Origin of the sequence: Mycoplasmopsis caviae, from assembly GCF_024498215.1 — a bacterium.
Lineage (GTDB): Bacteria > Bacillota_I > Bacilli_A > Mycoplasmatales > Metamycoplasmataceae > Mycoplasmopsis > Mycoplasmopsis caviae.
The window spans coordinates 111,349-128,729 of record NZ_CP101806.1 but is presented as its reverse complement, the minus strand read 5'-3'; the positions used below and the strand labels follow the sequence as shown (position 1 = coordinate 128,729).

The 17,381-nt window shown below is 28.4% G+C and carries 17 protein-coding genes; 10 read left to right on the top strand and 7 right to left on the bottom strand.

The features are described from left to right. Positions 1-5: 5 nt before the first annotated feature. From NPA07_RS00600 to NPA07_RS00585, 4 genes are all read right to left on the bottom strand, one after another. The gene (locus NPA07_RS00600; RefSeq protein ID WP_126118113.1) at positions 6-1,004 is read right to left on the bottom strand and encodes a serine/threonine-protein kinase; all 999 of its coding nucleotides are present in this window, start codon (positions 1,002-1,004) and stop codon (positions 6-8) included. A 1-nt stretch (position 1,005) separates the two neighbouring features. Continuing rightward, positions 1,006-1,773, bottom strand: a complete 768-nt coding sequence (locus NPA07_RS00595; protein WP_126118114.1) for a PP2C family protein-serine/threonine phosphatase — start codon at positions 1,771-1,773, stop codon at positions 1,006-1,008. Then, positions 1,758-2,372: a guanylate kinase gene (gene gmk, locus NPA07_RS00590; protein WP_126118115.1), complete on the bottom strand. Its 615-nt coding sequence runs from the start codon at positions 2,370-2,372 to the stop codon at positions 1,758-1,760. Before gmk ends, NPA07_RS00595 begins: the two co-directional genes overlap by 16 nt. Before the next feature lie 97 nt (positions 2,373-2,469). Further along, complete coding sequence (locus NPA07_RS00585) at positions 2,470-3,774, bottom strand: hypothetical protein (protein ID WP_256553225.1); 1,305 nt, start codon at positions 3,772-3,774, stop codon at positions 2,470-2,472. 471 nt (positions 3,775-4,245) lie between these two features. Between NPA07_RS00585 and secG the strand changes: the two genes are divergently transcribed. From secG to tyrS, 8 genes are all read left to right on the top strand, one after another. Further along, positions 4,246-4,482 (top strand): preprotein translocase subunit SecG, encoded by a 237-nt coding sequence (gene secG / locus NPA07_RS00580; RefSeq protein WP_126118117.1) that lies wholly within the window; start codon positions 4,246-4,248, stop codon positions 4,480-4,482. A gap of 4 nt (positions 4,483-4,486) precedes the next feature. Further along, complete coding sequence (gene rnr / locus NPA07_RS00575; protein WP_126118118.1) at positions 4,487-6,682, top strand: ribonuclease R; 2,196 nt, start codon at positions 4,487-4,489, stop codon at positions 6,680-6,682. 2 nt (positions 6,683-6,684) lie between these two features. Beyond that, a complete protein-coding gene (locus NPA07_RS00570; RefSeq protein WP_126118119.1) occupies positions 6,685-7,470 on the top strand; it encodes a tRNA1(Val) (adenine(37)-N6)-methyltransferase in 786 nt (261 codons plus the stop codon). Between the two features lies 1 nt (position 7,471). Next, entirely contained in the window at positions 7,472-9,016 is a 1,545-nt protein-coding gene (gene metG / locus NPA07_RS00565; protein WP_126118120.1) for a methionine--tRNA ligase, read from the top strand. 9 nt (positions 9,017-9,025) lie between these two features. After that, complete coding sequence (locus NPA07_RS00560) at positions 9,026-9,310, top strand: hypothetical protein (protein WP_126118121.1); 285 nt, start codon at positions 9,026-9,028, stop codon at positions 9,308-9,310. A gap of 190 nt (positions 9,311-9,500) precedes the next feature. Next, positions 9,501-10,508: a type I glyceraldehyde-3-phosphate dehydrogenase gene (gap, locus tag NPA07_RS00555; RefSeq protein WP_126118122.1), complete on the top strand. Its 1,008-nt coding sequence runs from the start codon at positions 9,501-9,503 to the stop codon at positions 10,506-10,508. A gap of 148 nt (positions 10,509-10,656) precedes the next feature. Then, positions 10,657-11,292 carry a TyrS-associated PheT N-terminal domain-related protein TapR gene (gene tapR, locus NPA07_RS00550; protein ID WP_126118123.1) on the top strand — a complete coding sequence of 212 codons (636 nt, stop codon included), beginning with the start codon at positions 10,657-10,659 and terminating at the stop codon, positions 11,290-11,292. Positions 11,293-11,300: 8 nt separating this feature from the next. Beyond that, positions 11,301-12,539, top strand: a complete 1,239-nt coding sequence (gene tyrS, locus NPA07_RS00545) for a tyrosine--tRNA ligase (RefSeq protein WP_126118124.1) — start codon at positions 11,301-11,303, stop codon at positions 12,537-12,539. A gap of 70 nt (positions 12,540-12,609) precedes the next feature. On the opposite strand, the gene NPA07_RS00540 is transcribed toward tyrS, so the two are convergent. The 3 genes from NPA07_RS00540 to NPA07_RS00530 form a co-directional block, all read right to left on the bottom strand. Beyond that, the gene (locus tag NPA07_RS00540) at positions 12,610-13,059 is read right to left on the bottom strand and encodes a hypothetical protein (protein ID WP_256553224.1); all 450 of its coding nucleotides are present in this window, start codon (positions 13,057-13,059) and stop codon (positions 12,610-12,612) included. Beyond that, positions 13,035-13,193 (bottom strand): hypothetical protein, encoded by a 159-nt coding sequence (locus tag NPA07_RS00535; RefSeq protein WP_256553223.1) that lies wholly within the window; start codon positions 13,191-13,193, stop codon positions 13,035-13,037. The genes NPA07_RS00540 and NPA07_RS00535 overlap by 25 nt, the downstream gene beginning before the upstream one ends. 283 nt (positions 13,194-13,476) lie before the next feature. Next, on the bottom strand, positions 13,477-15,471 hold the full coding sequence (locus tag NPA07_RS00530; RefSeq protein WP_126118126.1) for a coiled-coil domain-containing protein: 1,995 nt from the start codon (positions 15,469-15,471) through the stop codon (positions 13,477-13,479). 382 nt (positions 15,472-15,853) lie between these two features. Between NPA07_RS00530 and NPA07_RS00525 the strand changes: the two genes are divergently transcribed. Both NPA07_RS00525 and NPA07_RS00520 read left to right on the top strand, forming a co-directional pair. Further along, positions 15,854-16,378: a metallophosphoesterase family protein gene (locus NPA07_RS00525; protein ID WP_235659534.1), complete on the top strand. Its 525-nt coding sequence runs from the start codon at positions 15,854-15,856 to the stop codon at positions 16,376-16,378. A gap of 69 nt (positions 16,379-16,447) precedes the next feature. Next, the gene (locus NPA07_RS00520) at positions 16,448-17,380 is read left to right on the top strand and encodes a Cof-type HAD-IIB family hydrolase (protein WP_126118127.1); all 933 of its coding nucleotides are present in this window, start codon (positions 16,448-16,450) and stop codon (positions 17,378-17,380) included. Position 17,381: the final 1 nt, after the last annotated feature.

The window sequence follows — 17,381 nt, the reverse complement described above, 5'->3', positions numbered from 1 at the left end:
CCTCATTACCTGATATAAACAGCTAATAAAATAATTCCAATTAATAAAATAAGTGCGATAACTGAAATACTTGCAATAATGAATTTTTTACTGTTAACTTTTTCTTGAATTGTATTTTTAGGTTTAACCTTACGTAAGTCTAGAGGTTTTTCATAAACCCTTTTAGTATCAAGGCAAGTTGAAAGATCGCGACGCATATCTCACATTGTTGCATATCTTTTGTTTGGATCCTTAGCTGTTGCTTTAATAATAACATTAGCTAATGCTTGTGGTGCGTTAATGTAATTTAATAAGTTTGGTACATTAGCACTTCTTTGTAATTTTAGTGTTTCTTGTTGATCTTTACCTGAAATTGGATATGAACCAGTAAGCATTTCAAAAAGTAAAATACCAAGTGCATAAATATCAGATCTAACTGATGGTTTAGAATTAGCAAGACAAATTTCAGGTGCCATATAAAAAACTGAACCAACAACTTTGTTTTCTTGTGTAAGTCTTTGACTTTCATCATCAAGAGCTAAACCGAGGTCAATGATTTTAACATTCTTGTCTTTTGTTATTAGAATATTATTACTTTTGATATCACGGTGAATAACACCTAAATTATGGAGTTCGCTAATACCTTCAGCAATTTGGATAGCATAATTAACTGCTACTGTTGTAGTTAATTTACCATTACGCTTGATTATTTCTCTTAAGTTTTGACCTTCAACAAATTCCATAACTAAATATTGTTCATAATCATCACAAAATGAGTCATGATATAAGGCCACACGTTCTGTGTTTAATTTTTTGTATATAGCAATCTCTTGCTCAAATCTTCTGCGTGTAATATCTTCGTCATTTCGATTTTTATTAACACTATATTTAAGAGCATATTTTTTCTTGATTGGGCTTCTATCAGTAATAGGTTCAACTTTATAAACTTGAGAAAAACCACCATCACCAATTGTTGATAGTATACGATATTTTTTGTATATGTTACTTTGTGGTTTTATTGCCATATTAGCTCCATTCTTTATGATTATCTAAAACAACCATACCAGCTGAACAATTATCGGTTGATTTGTTGTCTAGTGCTTCAATTACTAATTTTTTAGTCATATCCTCTGCATTAAGATTTTCTCTTAAAATCATTTCCATTTTAGGTTTCTCGATAAAGTCATGAACTCCATCACTAGTTGTTACCAAACTATAAACATGATCATATTGGCTGCTTAAATCAAAGACTTCAATTTTTGTTCTCTTATCTGGACCAAGTGCAGATGTTAGTGAGGCATGAAATCTATTAAGTTTAGCTTCATAAGGTGATTTGCCTTCTTCATTGATTAATTTATTGTACAAGTTATGGTCAACTGTAATTTGTTTTAGCTCGCCAAAAGTTGTCATTGCATATGTGCGTGAGTCACCAATATTGAAAATTAGAAGTAATTTTGTCTTGTTATTAATTAGTGCTGCTGTGACAGTGGTTCCCATATCTAACTTTGCCTCATCATTAGCACTAATTTTAATCATTTCATCACGAGCTGAGTCTATTGTTTTTTTAAACCACGAAACATAATCCTTGATTTCAGAATTGTCTGCTGGAATTGAATTATTAAAAGCCTTGTTGAAAGTATTAATTGTTGTTCTAGAAGCAATTCCACCACCATAGTGGCCGCCCATTCCATCACAAAGAATTAATAAAGAATAGTTACCTTTTGCAAAGTAACTAGCCTTGTCTTGGTTTTCTAATCTAACACGACCCATGTCGCTTGTTATTCCATATTCCATTTCCTGATACCATATTCCTTTTCAATAATTTCTTTAATTTCATTAGCAGCTCTAAGTGGATCATCATTAATAATATGATGTCTAAAAATATCTTTTTCAGCAATTTCAGCTTGAGCTTTTTCTAAGCGTTTTTTAATTGCTTCTTTACCCTCAGTTTTACGATTAATAATTCTTCTTTCTAACTCATCAATTGATGGGGGTAAAATGAAGAAAGTGATCAATTTATAATTTTTGTTATTAGCAACCTTTTGAAGAATTTGTCTAGCTCCATTTGTTTCAATTTCTAAAACAGGTATTTTACCTTCATGGTGAATTTTTTCAATTTGGCTATAAAGCGTACCATAATAATTATCAAAGTGAAAACTATATTCAAAAAGTTCATCATTTTGAATATGATTTTTAAACTCGTCTTTGCTGATAAAGAAGTAGTGTGTTCCATCAATTTCGCCTTCACGCGGTGCTCTAGTTGTTGCTGAACAAGATAGGTGTAATTTTAACTCTTTAAAGTCAAATAAGTACTTTTCAATTGTTCCTTTGCCTACGCCACTAGGACCTGTAAATATTATTATTGGCTTGCGATTGCTAATTAAATTATTCATACAATTCATTATATATTTTTTTCTTAATATTAATAATAAATTCTAATAATGAACAACTGAAAAATAAAAAATTACCCTTACGGGTAAATTGACTAATTTATTCAATTGTGTATAGTTCTGAAAGTGTTTTTTCGCTGAAAACTTTTGTATCATTAATTTCATTAAATAAGTAAAATACCATTGGCATAACATATTTCTCAACAACAGCTTTTGAGTAAGCAATATAGTCAACAACTTTGTAGAAATTGTTAATGATAAATCACATAGGTAATTTTGTTGAATCATCAATTATTGCAGGTAATTCAATTTTGAAAGGATTTTTTCATTCTTTTGCTTTTGTTTTGAGACTAAATTCATCTTGGCAATTGTCTTTTAGTGTAAAAATTGCAGTAAGTTTGAAATTGAAATAATTAATTCCTGACTCTTGTGGAATAAATGTTTTCGCAAAGTGAACATTATTTTTTCACAATTTAAGAGCATTGAAAAGTTTTTCATTTAACGGGTTTTTAATTGCTTGAATGTTGAATACTTTATCAATATCTTCAATATTACTTTTAATTGGTTCTAATTTGGAATCAAAGGCTTCGAATTTATTAAATAGTACAAATGGTAAATAAATTTTGTCAAATTGACTATTCATAAATGAGAACTCAAAGATTTTAATTTTTTTGCTTTTTTCTTGAATAATACTTTTATCTGTTTCAGCTTTTTCACTTTCTTTTTTGTCAATTTTAACTAATGTTGCATCTTGTGCTAAAACATTCATTCCATAAAGTGTAAATCTCTTTGCATATTTTTCAGTTTCAATTTTGTAACCAGCAGGAATATCTGGATATTTTAGGTCGCTTGCTAATGTTAAAGAAGGTACATCTTCTTGGAAATTTAAAGTGTTTTTATTCTTTAAAACCATTGATTTTAGGTCGCCAATTTTAATTTCTTCTCTCAGTTTTTTCTCGAAATATTTAGCTTTATCATTTGTATAATATGAATATTTTTTGAAGTAAACCACAAAAAGTGCAGTGGCCACTATTAGCGAAACAACAGAAATTGAAAACATTGTGTAAACTTCAGTATCTTTAACCATATAATTTGCTGCCACATATGCAATGTAGGCAACAACTATTAAAACAATTGTTAAGAAGAAAACAATTAAAGGGATAAAAGTGCTTGAAATCCTAGATATTTTTTTATTAGATATTCTTATCTTTTTTCTTTCTAATTTTGAATCAATGTACTCATTTAAAGCACTGGCACTTTCCATTTTTGCTTTGAGTAAAAATTCATCATTTTCATTTTTGTTTTTAAGAGAGTTTACATTACTTTTATATTCAGGTTGTATAAAACTAAATGATTCATAAATTTCACACATATTGTGTTTTGATATCTCTTTTCTCTTCTTCATACTTACTCCATTAATTTTTTTCTTAATAATTATAAAGAATTATTAAAAAATGCAAAAGAATAGAAACAAAACAGCTATTTTTTAAACCTTATGTTTAGATCCAAATAAGTTTTTTACTTATGTGTTTTTGTCCAAAATCTACAAAAATAATTGTTGTGAAATTAACCTGTTTTAATAGTAAAAAGTGTACAAAAATCACTAGAATTAAAATTCAAAATAGACCAAAGTTAGATTTACAAACATTGTAGAAATCGTGTTCTAAAAAGTGGTCAAATTAGGCAAAAAACAGCTGGTTTTAAATCAAAAAATGAACAAAATTACTTGAATCAGAATACAAAAAATTATGGTTTTTACCACTAAAAAATTATTAAAATTAACTTTTGTTAAATTAGTTGTACTAAATGTATAAAATTTGTTGCTTTTTGTTATAATCTTAATATTAATACTAATTATATAGTTGAAAGGAGAAATATGGCGGTTGCAATAGTATCAGTAGTTATTGCTATTTTATCAGTGGCTATTATTGTTATTTCACTCTTAATGTCACCTGATAGTAACGGTTTTTCTGGAGCACTTGTTGGTAGTGGTGATCTAGAACTTTTTAAATATTCAAAAGAAAGAGGTCTTAAAAAGGTTTTGAAATATTCAATGTTATTTGGCGGATTAATATTGATGATTTTTGCTATCGTTTTAAGGGTTATAGCATAATTTTATGAATTCATTAGAAATAATTAATTATCTAAAAAAGTATGATAATAAGACTTTTTTAGATATCGCAAAAGCACTTAACATTCAGTACCAAGACAACAATAAGTTAACTGAACTTTTAAATAAGTTAGTTGATGAGAGAAAATTAATAAAAAATAGTAAACTTTCAACTTACACATTAGTAGAAAAAATTAAAACAGTAAAGGGCAAAATTCGCTTTGCCTCAGAAGGCAAATTCGCTTTTGTTGAAGAAGAACAAGAAGGCGAGAGCCAAAGTTATTTTGTACCAGGTATTTACCTTAACCGAGCATTAAATGATGACCTTGTTGAAATAAGTGTCTATAAAAATTATCATTCAAAAGATGATAAAACTTTTGGTATCGTTGAAAAGATTATTAACAGAGGCAATAGTAAGTTTGTTGGAACCTTAAGCATGAATAAGGGTTCAATAATTTTTAAACCTCTTAAAAACGACTACAAAAAGATAACTTACAATATCAAAAATATGGTTAAAGAAGCAAGACTTAATGATGTGGTTTTAGCTGAATTGGTTTCATACAAAGGAAACGTTATCGAACTTAATGTTATTAAAAAAATAGCAGCAAACAATGATCCAATGGCATATGTTAAAGCATTGACAATTTTAAGAGATGAACCTGACGACTTTTCACAAGATGTTTATGAATATATAAAAAATATCCCAGATAGTATTAGTGGCGAAAAACTTGATGAAAGACTTGATCTAAGAAATAACTTAATTGTTACAATTGATGGCAGTGACACAAAGGATTTTGATGATGCTATTAGTGTTCGAGTTCTTGATGATGGCTCATATGAATTAGGTGTTCATATTGCTGATGTAAGTTATTATGTCAAAGAAAACTCACCCTTAGATTTAGAAGCACTAAGGCGTGGAACATCAAGATACCTAGTTAGTGGCGTAATACCTATGTTGCCACATAAATTGTCAAATGGAATTTGTTCGCTTAATCCAAATGAGGATCGTTTTTGTTTAAGTGTAATAATGAAAATCAACAAAAACGGTAAGACAACTGATGCAAAAGTTTATCAAAGTATTATCAACTCTAAATATCGTTTAACATATGAACGTGTTAATGAGTTTTATGATCGAGGTATTAAATTTGAAGATGAAAAATTAAACACTATGCTTGAGCATGCAGGTTGCTTAGCTAAAATTATCAGAAAATTCAAAACAAATGAGGGCTATATTGATTTTGAGATTAAAGAGCCTAAAATTATCTTGGATAAGTGTGGCAAAACAGTTGATATTATCATTAGGCCAAATGGTTTTAGTGAAAATTTAATTGAAGATTTTATGGTTCGAACTAATGAAGAGGTGGCTAAATTTTTAGCTAAAAAGTCACTTCCGCTTCTTTATCGTGTTCATGAAATTCCTGATAGTGAAAAAATTGATTCATTTCTAAATGTGCTTAATGTTTTAGGTATCAAGGTTGAAATTGACCGCAACAACATTAATCCAAAAAACTTCCAAAAAGTCATTAAAAAAATCAAAGAAGAACGGGATGATGAATTTCTTAAAGCAGTATTTTTAAGAACAATGCAAAAAGCTAAATATTCTCCAAACAATATTGGCCATTTTGGTCTTGCTAGTGAATTTTATTGTCACTTCACAAGCCCGATTCGTCGTTACCCTGACTTAATTGTGCATAGAATACTAAGGGACATAATTTTTAATAAGCAAAAAAATAAAATACAACATTATAAAAATATTTTAACTAACATTGCTCAGCTTAATTCTGCAAGCGAACAAGAGGCTATGCAACTTGAACGCGATACCAATGATTTAAAATATGCTGAATTCTTTAAAGGTAAAATTGGCCAAATGATGAGTGCTCAAATTGTAAGTATTGTTCGCTTTGGTATGTTTGTTGAATTTGACTGTAAAATAGAGGCTTTGGTTCATATTTCAACATTTTGTGATGGCGATTATGAGGCTAATGAAAGTTTTACTGAATTAAAGAGTAAACATCACACATTTAAATTAGGCGACCATGTTGATGTTGTTATTGCTGGTGCTGATGAAACAAACGGAAAAATTGATGCAGTGCTTGCTAAATGTTATGGTTCATATCTAGATGAAATTAAAAAACAACTTAATATCAAGGAAGAAAAACCAAAATTCAAAGGTGCACGAGAGCATAAAAAAACAGGTAAATAATTATGGATAAAAAACAAAAACTAGTTAAAAATTCGCTAGGCTTTGATTCAAATTTATATGTTGTTCAGGACAAAGAAATGTTCAACTATTCAGTTGATACAATTATGCTTGGCAACTTTGTTTTTTTAAATAATAAGATCAAGAATTTACTAGAAATTGGAACAAATAATGGTGCTTTAAGTATTTTTATCGCTGAACGAAATGAAAAGTTAAAAATCGATGCTGTTGAAATACAAACTAAGGCTTGCAAATTAGCTCAAAGTAATATTGAACTTAATAATAAGAATGCTCAAATTACAGTAATTAACAAAGACTTCAATGATTTTTACTTAGAAAAAATTAAGAATGCCGAAGCTAAATATGACTCAATAGTTTGCAATCCCCCTTTTTATACAGTGCAAGGTACAAAAGTAGGCAAAAACACTAGTGAAGAATTACTAATTGCAACTCATGAATATAAAATTAATTTAGAACAAATTATCCTAGGTTCATCAAAACTCATTGAACAAAAAGGCTATCTAAACCTAGTAATTCCAGTTGAGCGACTAGTTGACTGTTTTTGTTTAATGAGAAAATACAACTTTGAACCAAAACGGGTGCAATTTATTATTCCGCGAGTGCAAGACAAACCTAAACTTGTTTTAGTTGAGGGCCGTTATAAGGCTGGTTGGGGTGTTCATTTCTTACCTAATTTGTACCTGCATGATCCAAACGACAAGCAACAGCATGAATATTTAGAAAATATAAAAGAGTTGTACAAACCTATTAAAGTTAAGGATGGTAACTAATATGAAAAAACAAAAAACATTTTATATAACTACACCTATTTATTATGCATCAGGTCCGCTTCACATTGGACACCTTTATTGTACAATTATGGCTTGAGTTTTAAGAAACTACAAAAGAGCACTAGGCTATGATGCTAAACTTTTAACTGGTAGTGATGAACATGGGCAAAAAATTCAAGAAAAAGCACTTGCTGCTAATAAAGAACCTAAACAATATGTTGATGAATTAGTAAAAAGTTACAAAGAAATGTGGGCTAAGTGAGAAATTGATTATGATTATTTTAGCAGAACTACTGACACATTTCATGAGCAATCAGTTCAAAAAATATTTAAGCATTTTTTACAAAAAGGGTTAATTTATAAAGGTTCATATCAAGGTTTATATTCAGTTCAGGATGAAGAATTTTTAACTAAAAACCAAGCACTTTTTCAAGATGGTAAATATTACCACCCATCATCAAAGCATGAACTAGTTAATATGGAAGAAGAAAGTTACTTCTTCAAAATGAGCGAGGTTCAAAAATGGTGAGTTGATTACAATAAAAAACATAATAGTTTTTTATTGTCAAAAAAAGTTGTTAATGAAATGACTAACAACTTTGTTAAAGAAGGACTAGAAGACCTATCAGTTACAAGAACTAATGTTAAGTGATCAATTCCTACTATTGATGATCCAAAGCATACAATTTATGTTTGATTTGATGCATTATTTAACTATGTAACAAAACTTGGCTATGATATTGATAAACCAAAAGAAGACTTTGTTAAATACTGAGAACAAGGGGATGAAGTGGTTCATATTTTAGGCAAAGAAATAGCAAGATTCCACTTTATTTATTGACCAATTGTCCTAAAATCGCTAGGTTTAAAACAACCTTCTCACATAGTGAGCCACGGACTACTAAGAGATAAAGATGGACTTAAGATGTCTAAGTCACTTAATAACGTTATTGCACCTGATTACTTATTTGAAAAGTACCATCACGAAATGATTAAATACTATTTTGCTACTCAAATTATATTTGGTGAAGATGGTAATTTCAGTGAAGAAAAACTAAGAGATGTTATTAATGCTGACTTAATTAATAACTATGGAAATCTTGTTTCAAGAACATTAAAAATGATTCACAACTCTTTCCCAAAAGGTCTGTTTTATAGTCAAAATAGTAAAAAAATACATAAAGATATCGAGAAAGAAATCAAGGAATTTAGTACTCAATTTCAAAAACATATGGATGCTTTTGAAATTGATAAAGGATTCAAGAAAACTATTGATTTATCTTCTAAGTTGAACAAGTATATTGATGAAACAATGCCATGAAAATTAAGTGATAATCTTGCAGAATTAGAACCAATTTTAGTAAGATTATTAAATGGAATATATGCAGTTAGTTGTGCATTACAAATAGTATTACCAAGTAAACTTGATGAAGTTGCAAAAGTTTTGAAAGTTAAGAAATTTGACTTTGAAAAAATTGACGATTTTTCAAAATTTGACCAAGTTGTATGTGAAGAAAAATACTTATTATTTAATAGACTAAAGTAAGGAGATAAGATGATTTACGCAATTTTTAAACGAGCAAGAATTAGACCTGAGAGTAAGTTGATTTTTGAAAAAACAGTTAACTTATGAATTAGTGAAGTTAAAAAAGAAGAACACAATTTATCATTTGACGGTTATTGAGTTAATGACAATACATTTGCCTTTATTGAAAGATGAAGCACATTTGACTCATACAAAAAATTTAACAAAAAAGAGGAAACACAACTTCAATGAAAGGCATTATCAAAATACTTCAGCGATGAAATTAGAATATATGCCGGAGATACAATTTGCTAATAATTTAAGGTCATAATTGACCTTTTATTTTTTCTCTAATTTGTGAAACTGTTCACATAAGAAATATTTATTTTAGAAACCTTAAAAAAATTAAAGTCTAAAAAAATATATAATTTAAATGTATTTATTCAATTGAATACTGCGTACTAGCGCATAAAAAGCTTTTTATAATTTTGAAATAAGGAGAAAAATGAAAAAAGTTGCTATTAATGGATTCGGTCGTATTGGTCGTCTAACACTACGTCACTTATTAGAAACACAAAATAAGGAAGTTCAAGTTGTTGCTATTAATGACTTAACAGATCCAAAAATGTTAGCTCACTTACTTAAATATGATACAGCGTTTGGTCCATTGGATGCCAAAGTTGAAGTTAAAGAAAATGCTATTAAAGTTAATGGTAAAGAAATTAAAGTTTTCTGTGAAAAAGATCCAGCTAACTTACCATGAGGTGAATTAGGCATTGACATCGTTTTAGAATGTACAGGTTTCTTTGTTAAAAAAGAACTTGCTCACAAACACATTGAAGCAGGTGCTAAAAAAGTTGTTATTTCAGCTCCAGCCGGTAAAGATGTTAAAACAATTGTTTACAACGTTAACCATGAAACATTAACAAAAGAAGATGAAATTATTTCAGGTGCTTCATGTACAACAAACTGTTTAGCTCCAGTTGTTAAAGTTCTTGTTGACAAATTTGGTTTACTAAATGGTTACATGACAACAGTTCACGCATACACTGGTGACCAAATGTTACAAGATGGTCCACACCGTAAAGGTGATTTAAGACGTGCTCGTGCAGCTTCACAAAACATTGTTCCATCAACAACAGGAGCTGCAAAAGCTATTGGTCTAGTTATTCCTGAAGCATCAGGTCTTCTAGATGGTGCTGCACTTCGTGTTCCTACAGTTACAGGTTCATTTGTTGACTTAACAGTTCAATTGAAAAAAGAACCAACAGTTGAAGAACTTAATGCTGCATTCAAAAAAGCAGAAAATGAAACAATGAAATATGTTGTAGATGAAATCGTTTCATCAGATGTTATTAACTCACACTACGGATCATTATTTGACTCAACATTAACAAAAGTTAAAGAAGCAAATGGTCAAAAACTTTACAAAGTGTTTGCATGATATGATAATGAAATGTCATATGTTGCACAATTAGTTAGAACATTATCATACTTCTCAAAACTAAAATAATCATTTTTTTCAAAGCACTCTTCATGAGTGCTTTTAATTTCAAGAATCTAAAAAGTGAAGTGGCATTATTAGCAACACTTCACTTTTTAGATTTAGAAGTTGACAACTATTACAAATTTTAGGCTTATTATTATATAATAAAAACATTATGGCAATATTTTTTAATTTAAATTCAACTTTTAAGAACACTAAAATAGTTTATTTTGATACCAGCGTTAAAAAAACCACAAAAACCGTTTATGATGACATGGTTGTTTTTAGTGATAACGATAATAATGTACACTCAATTAATTTATTGAACCAAAAAGTTAAAAAAGGTGAAAAAACCTTTGGCATTTTAGGTATAAAACAAGTTAATAAAATTATTAATATGTTATTAAAGCACAATGCAGAATATACTCTTAAAAATCTTGAACATTTTGTAATTGGCAAAATTATTGAAAGAAAGGTTCATCCAAAAAGTGATAAACTGTTTGTGTTGAAAGTGGACTTTGGAAATTGTCAGAAGCAAATAGTAACTAATACAACTTATACATTAACAGACAAATATTTTACTTTTTGTTTGCCTGGTTCAATAACAGCAAATGGTTTAGAAATAGTAGAAGGCAAAGTAATGAATGAGGAAAGTAATGGAATGCTTTGTTCAACTGAATCTTTAGGACTTGAAGCAGACAAATATCCAGAATTTAAAGATGGTTTTTTTAATGAACTTAGAGAAGAACAGAAAGAAGAATACAAGGGTAAAGTTATCTGAAAAATAATACCTGAATTAATAAATAATTAGGAGTTAATATGACAATAATTGAAGATTTAAGAACAAGAGGAATACTTAAACAGATCAGCAATGAAGATAAATTTAATAAACTTGTTCCAGGTGAAGTTGCTGTTTATTGTGGTTTTGATCCAACAGCACAAAGTCTACATTTAGGTAATTATGTACTAATTTCAGTTCTTAAAAGATTTAAGCAATATGGCTTTAAAGTTTACGGGATTATTGGTGGAGCAACTGGAATGATTGGCGACCCTTCATTTAAGGATACTGAAAGAGTTCTTTTAGATAATAAAACATTAAAGGTAAATAAAAGCAAAATTAAAAAACAACTTGAATCACAGGGTTTGGAAGTAATAGATAATCTTGAATTTTATAAGAAAATGAATGTTATAGAATTCCTAAGAGATGCAGGAAAATTAGTTAATGTTTCATATATGATGAGTAAGGAATCTGTTCAAAAAAGAATAGAAAGAGGCTTATCATTTACTGAATTTTCTTATCAACTTTTACAAGGTTGAGACTTTTTGCAATTATACAAAAAGTACAATGTTATGGTACAAATAGGCGGTTCTGATCAATGAGGAAATTTAACAACAGGTTTGGAAATAATATCAAAAGTAATTGGTGAAGACCATAAAGCAGTTTTAGTTACAACCGATTTATTAACCGATGAAAATGGCAAAAAAATAGGTAAATCTACAGGTGGCGGAAGTCTATGATTAGATAAAAAAATGGCCTCGCCATATAGTATGTATCAATATTTATTAAATCAACCCGATTCAAAAGTTGGAACATTTTTAAATTGATTAACGTTTTTAAGTAGTGAAGAAATTGCCAAAATTATGAGTGAACATAACAAAGCACCATTTAAGCATTTAGCTCAAAAAATTATGGCCAGTGAGGTTGTTCGAGATATTTTTGGCCAAGATGAACTTGATTCAGCACTTAAAATTACCGAGGTTTTATATAACAAAAATTTTGACACTGGTTCATTAACATTAAAAGACCTTAGTAATATCGAACAATATTTACCACTAGTAGAAATCAAAGAAAATGAAAATATTGTTGAAGCATTAATTCAAGAAGGATTTATAGCGTCTAAACGTGAAGCGAGAGAATTTATATCAACAAAAGCATTAAAATTAGATGAGGATCTTATGGACGAGAACTCGTTATATTGTCCAAAAAACTTTTCTAAAAAATATGCCTTTTTTAGAAAAGGTAAGAAGCAAACAATATTAATTAGAACAAAAAAATAATCAAAAAAGCAGGTGTGTATCTGCTTTTTTTATTTGCTTTAAATATCTATAAAACAGGTGTTTTGGCAAATTAGGTAGTTTGCAATTTTTTCTTATAGCCATCTAATTTGTTCTCAACTTCAGTTAATAATGCTTCAACATATTGCAAATCATCATCGTAAGTGTTCATTAATGCCTTGAGTTCTTCATACGATTTATTACCTTGTCCTTGAACCCTAAATGAAATTTGTCTATATGTCTCATCATTATTGTACTTCTTGCCAACTTCAACAAATTCCTCTAACAGTCTCTTAATTTCATCTTTTGAAAATTCTTTCTTTGTTGTGTAAAAACTGTTTCTAACTTTCGATGTTATGTTAATTAATTCATCTTTTAGAATGTTATAGCCTTCAATATTTGTCTTATCTTTGAATTTTGTATATTCTTCAGATTTTGTAAAAGTATTTAAATATTTGTTTTTATTTGCATTGTTTGAAATTTGTTTTTCAAATTTTTCTACTTTTTCATAAAGGTTTTTCATTCATCAAGATATTCATCAAATTCATTTTTTATTTGATTAATATCTGCTTCAATGTATAAATTAAGGTTTTCAAATTCATCGTGGTAATCCCGAGTTTCGGAGTTAGACACACTAAAAGGCTCAATTTTTGGCAAAAAGCACAAAAAACATTAATTTTTAGGCATTTTTAAGACTTTTCTCAAAACGTGTTATATGCATTTAATTACACTTTTTCCCTTATTATTGACAGAAAAAGAATTAATTACATTTAACTATTTTGTGGTATTATTTAATTTATCGGCACATTTTAACCTTAAAATTGTAAAAGTGTTATTAAAATTATTGCCAAAATTTTACCAATATGCCTATTTTATAGGCAAATTGTTCATTTTTTAATTTTTAACTCCGAAAGTCGGGTAAAACAGGTGTTTTGGCAAATTAGGTAGTTTGCAATTTTTTCTTATAGCCATCTAATTTGTTCTCAACTTCAGTTAATAATGCTTCAACATATTGCAAATCATCATCGTAAGTGTTCATTAATGCCTTGAGTTCTTCATACGATTTATTACCTTGTCCTTGAACCCTAAATGAAATTTGTCTATATGTCTCATCATTATTGTACTTCTTGCCAACTTCAACAAATTCCTCTAACAGTCTCTTAATTTCATCTTTTGAAAATTCTTTCTTTGTTGTGTAAAAACTGTTTCTAACTTTCGATGTTATGTTAATTAATTCATCTTTTAGAATGTTATAGCCTTCAATATTTGTCTTATCTTTGAATTTTGTATATTCTTCAGATTTTGTAAAAGTATTTAAATATTTGTTTTTATTTGCATTGTTTGAAATTTGTTTTTCAAATTTTTCTACTTTTTCATAAAGGTTTTTTCATTCATCAAGATATTCATCAAATTCATTTTTTATTTGATTAATATCTGCTTCAATGTATAAATTAAGGTTTTCAAATTCATCGTGGTAATCGTTTAACTTTTCTAAAACAACACTTACTTCCATTTTATCAAAGGGCTCTTTCTCGTATTCATGTTTCTTAGTATTTAGTACATTAACTCTTGGTTGAATTTTTTCACTAAAAAGTTTTTTATCCTTGTTATTGTTAATTGTGTCTTCAACTTTTTTAATGTCAGTTTTAACTAATTCAACTGCATCACTAATATTCTTTTTATTTTTAAGTACATCCTCAACGAAACTTATAAATTTATCTAATTTGTCTTCATACTCTTTTTTATTTTTATTCGTTTTATTAGAAAGTTCCTTTGAAGTATCAATTTGTTTTTGTAAATTGTTTCTTAAGGAGATGTAAAACTTTTCACTTTCAATTTCATTAATAATTCTTTCAGCATTTTCAATTTCTCTACTGAATTTAATTTTAATTACTTCTAATTCAATTGTAGTGACTTCTGCTTGCAATTTATTTTTAATCTCAATAAGTTCTTCCTTTGTGGAATTATTATTTATTTTTGATTCTGCTTCAGTTATATATTTTTCAAGGTCAGCGATTGTAATAGATGAATAATTTGTGCTAATTGACTTCTTTAATTGTTTTGCAGAAGCAACTAACGAAGATAACTCCTGCTTATGAATTTCATAAGTTTTATTGTTTTCTCTCTTTTCTAAATCAAGCAATTCTTCATATTTTTTATTTAGGGAATAATAAACTTTTTCATAAAAAGATGAAATAGAATTATTCTGTGATTCACTTTTAAAAATGTCATTTATCTCTTTTTTGAGATTTGAATAAACATTACCAGTAAGCGAATCAAACTTGCCCTCTACTTCTATTTTTAGTTTTGAATACTTGTCTTGAAGTTTTAAACTTATTTTTTCAATGATTGCACTAATTTCACTACTTATATTTTTTATTACGCTTGTTAATACATTATTTTCTTTTAATAAATGATCGCACTTCTGCACTAATTCCTTTATTTTGTTTATTTCATCATCAAAATTAAAAGCCTTATTAATATCTTTATTTTTTATTAAATCAATGAAAATATTAATTTCATTCTTAAAATCATTGTACATTTTAACAGCACTTTCTTTTTCAGTTTTCAATGCGTTAAATTGTTTTTCAAGTTCATTAATTAATTTATCAACGACTTCTTTTTTATCAAAAAGTTGCTCATATGTTGCTTGTGGATTATACAACAATGCATTAACATCTGCAAGGGCTTGATTAGCCTTACTTAGTAAAGCATCATAAATTATGCTGCTATATTTAGTTTTATTTTGTTCTAATGTTAAAGTAGACTTTTTTAATTCAGCTTTTGCATTTTCTATTTTTTGTTCTTCTATTTGGTTGGGTTGTAAGAGGATATTTTTGGTATCACTATTACATTTGCTTGATACAAAAGGGATTGTTGTTGTAAGAGCAACTGAAACAATAAATTTATTTCATTTTGTAATTTTTTTAGGCATTTTATCATTCTCCTTATTTTGTAAAAGTATATATTATTTTCAAAATAAAGGCATCTAATAGAAATATTAATCAAAGTAAATAAGGGACAAAATTGGTTCATTATAACACATTTCTTTAAGTTGCCAAAGACCAAAGTAACTATAAAACAGTTGTTTTGGTAAATTTCAATTTTTGAACTGTCAAAAGAATTAAGCGTTTTTCGAGTTTGCTATACCTTCAAAGAATTTAAAAGTCCATTTTAAAAAATTTTGCTAAATCAAAAATACTAAGGACAGAATTAAACTAGATAAAAATAATATTTTATAATTGTTTTATACAACACATATATCAAATTATCTTTAATTCTTTCTAATTAACAGTAAGCAAGCAAAGGAGAAACTAATGATGAATAGGGTAACTAAAATATTGGTGCTTAGTGATATTCATGGCAACATTGATATAGTTAACTATATACTAAAAAACGAGAGCTATGAATATGCAATAAGTTGTGGCGACCATTTACTACCTAAAGAATATATGAATAGTAATTTTGACTTCTGTGTAGATGGAAATAATGATATTTATTATGATGAAAGTTACCTTAAATCACCATCATTAGATTTCGAGATAGAAGGCTATAAATTTCATATAGAACATGGACATATGCAAGGTGATTATAACTTATTAAAATCACCTAAAGAATTATTTGAACAAGTTAAAGCGCTAGACTTTGATTTTTTCTTATATGGACACTCACACTTTCCAATCAACTATTATGACAAAGCAACTAAAAGATATTTAATTAACCCTGGTTCAACAACCTTACCGCGTTGAGGTTCTAAACCATCATATGTAATAATTGAGTTAAAAAATAACAAAGAATATGGAAATGTTAGCATAATTCCAAAAGAAGTTACCATAAAATAGGCTTTTTGGTAAAATTATATAAACATTAACATATTAACGTATTAAAAATTATTTCTCGAAAGGAAACAGATGAATAAAGAAACAAAAAAGGCTCAATATTTATTTGCTATCGACCTTGATGGAACATTGCTTGCTTCAAGTACAACAGGCGAAGTTCATAATACAACTGCAGAAGCAATAGCAAGAGCTAAAAGAGAAGGTCATATCGTTTGTGCACTAACAGGTAGACCATGAAGAAGTACAAAACCAATTTATAAAGCGCTTGGTCTTGATACTGTTGTAGCAAACTACAATGGTGCTCAAATCCACCACCCAGAAGATGAAAACTTTATACCTTATATTAAATATTTAGATTTAAATGAGATGCTTTATATTTTAGGCGATCCAAAAGTTAAAAATGAAATTAGTAATATAGCAATTGAAGGACCAGGTTGAGTTCAACTTCAACACAGAAACCCTGATTTAGAAAGAGTTTTTGGTTTTTCAACAAGTGCTAAATTTGTTGTTGGACTTAATTTTGAAAAAATTCCACTTAAGCCAACAGGTATTATTTTTGATGTTAAGGAAACAACAGATGTTGAAGGATTAAGAAAGTACCTTAGAGCAAAATATGGTGACTTAGGCGAGTTCTCATATTGATCAAAAGGAGAAGGTTTAACTCCTGTGTTTGATATTACTAACGTTGCTGTTAACAAAGGTAGAGCACTTTCATTATTATCGCGATACTATGGAATAGAATTAGAAAATACTGTTGCATTTGGTGATGGTTTTAACGATGTACCTATGTTTAAAGTTGCTAACATTTCAGTTGCTGTTGGTAACGCACCTGATGCAGTTAAAAAATATGCAACTATCAAATTAAAGAAAACAAATCGTCAAGGGGCTGTTGGTGAATACATTAACAAATTCCTTGATAATCCTGAAAAGGAAATTGAAAAAAGTAATAAAGTTATGGCTAAATTAATCAAGCGTCGTAACGAAGAAGTGGAATTGGAAGACTAAT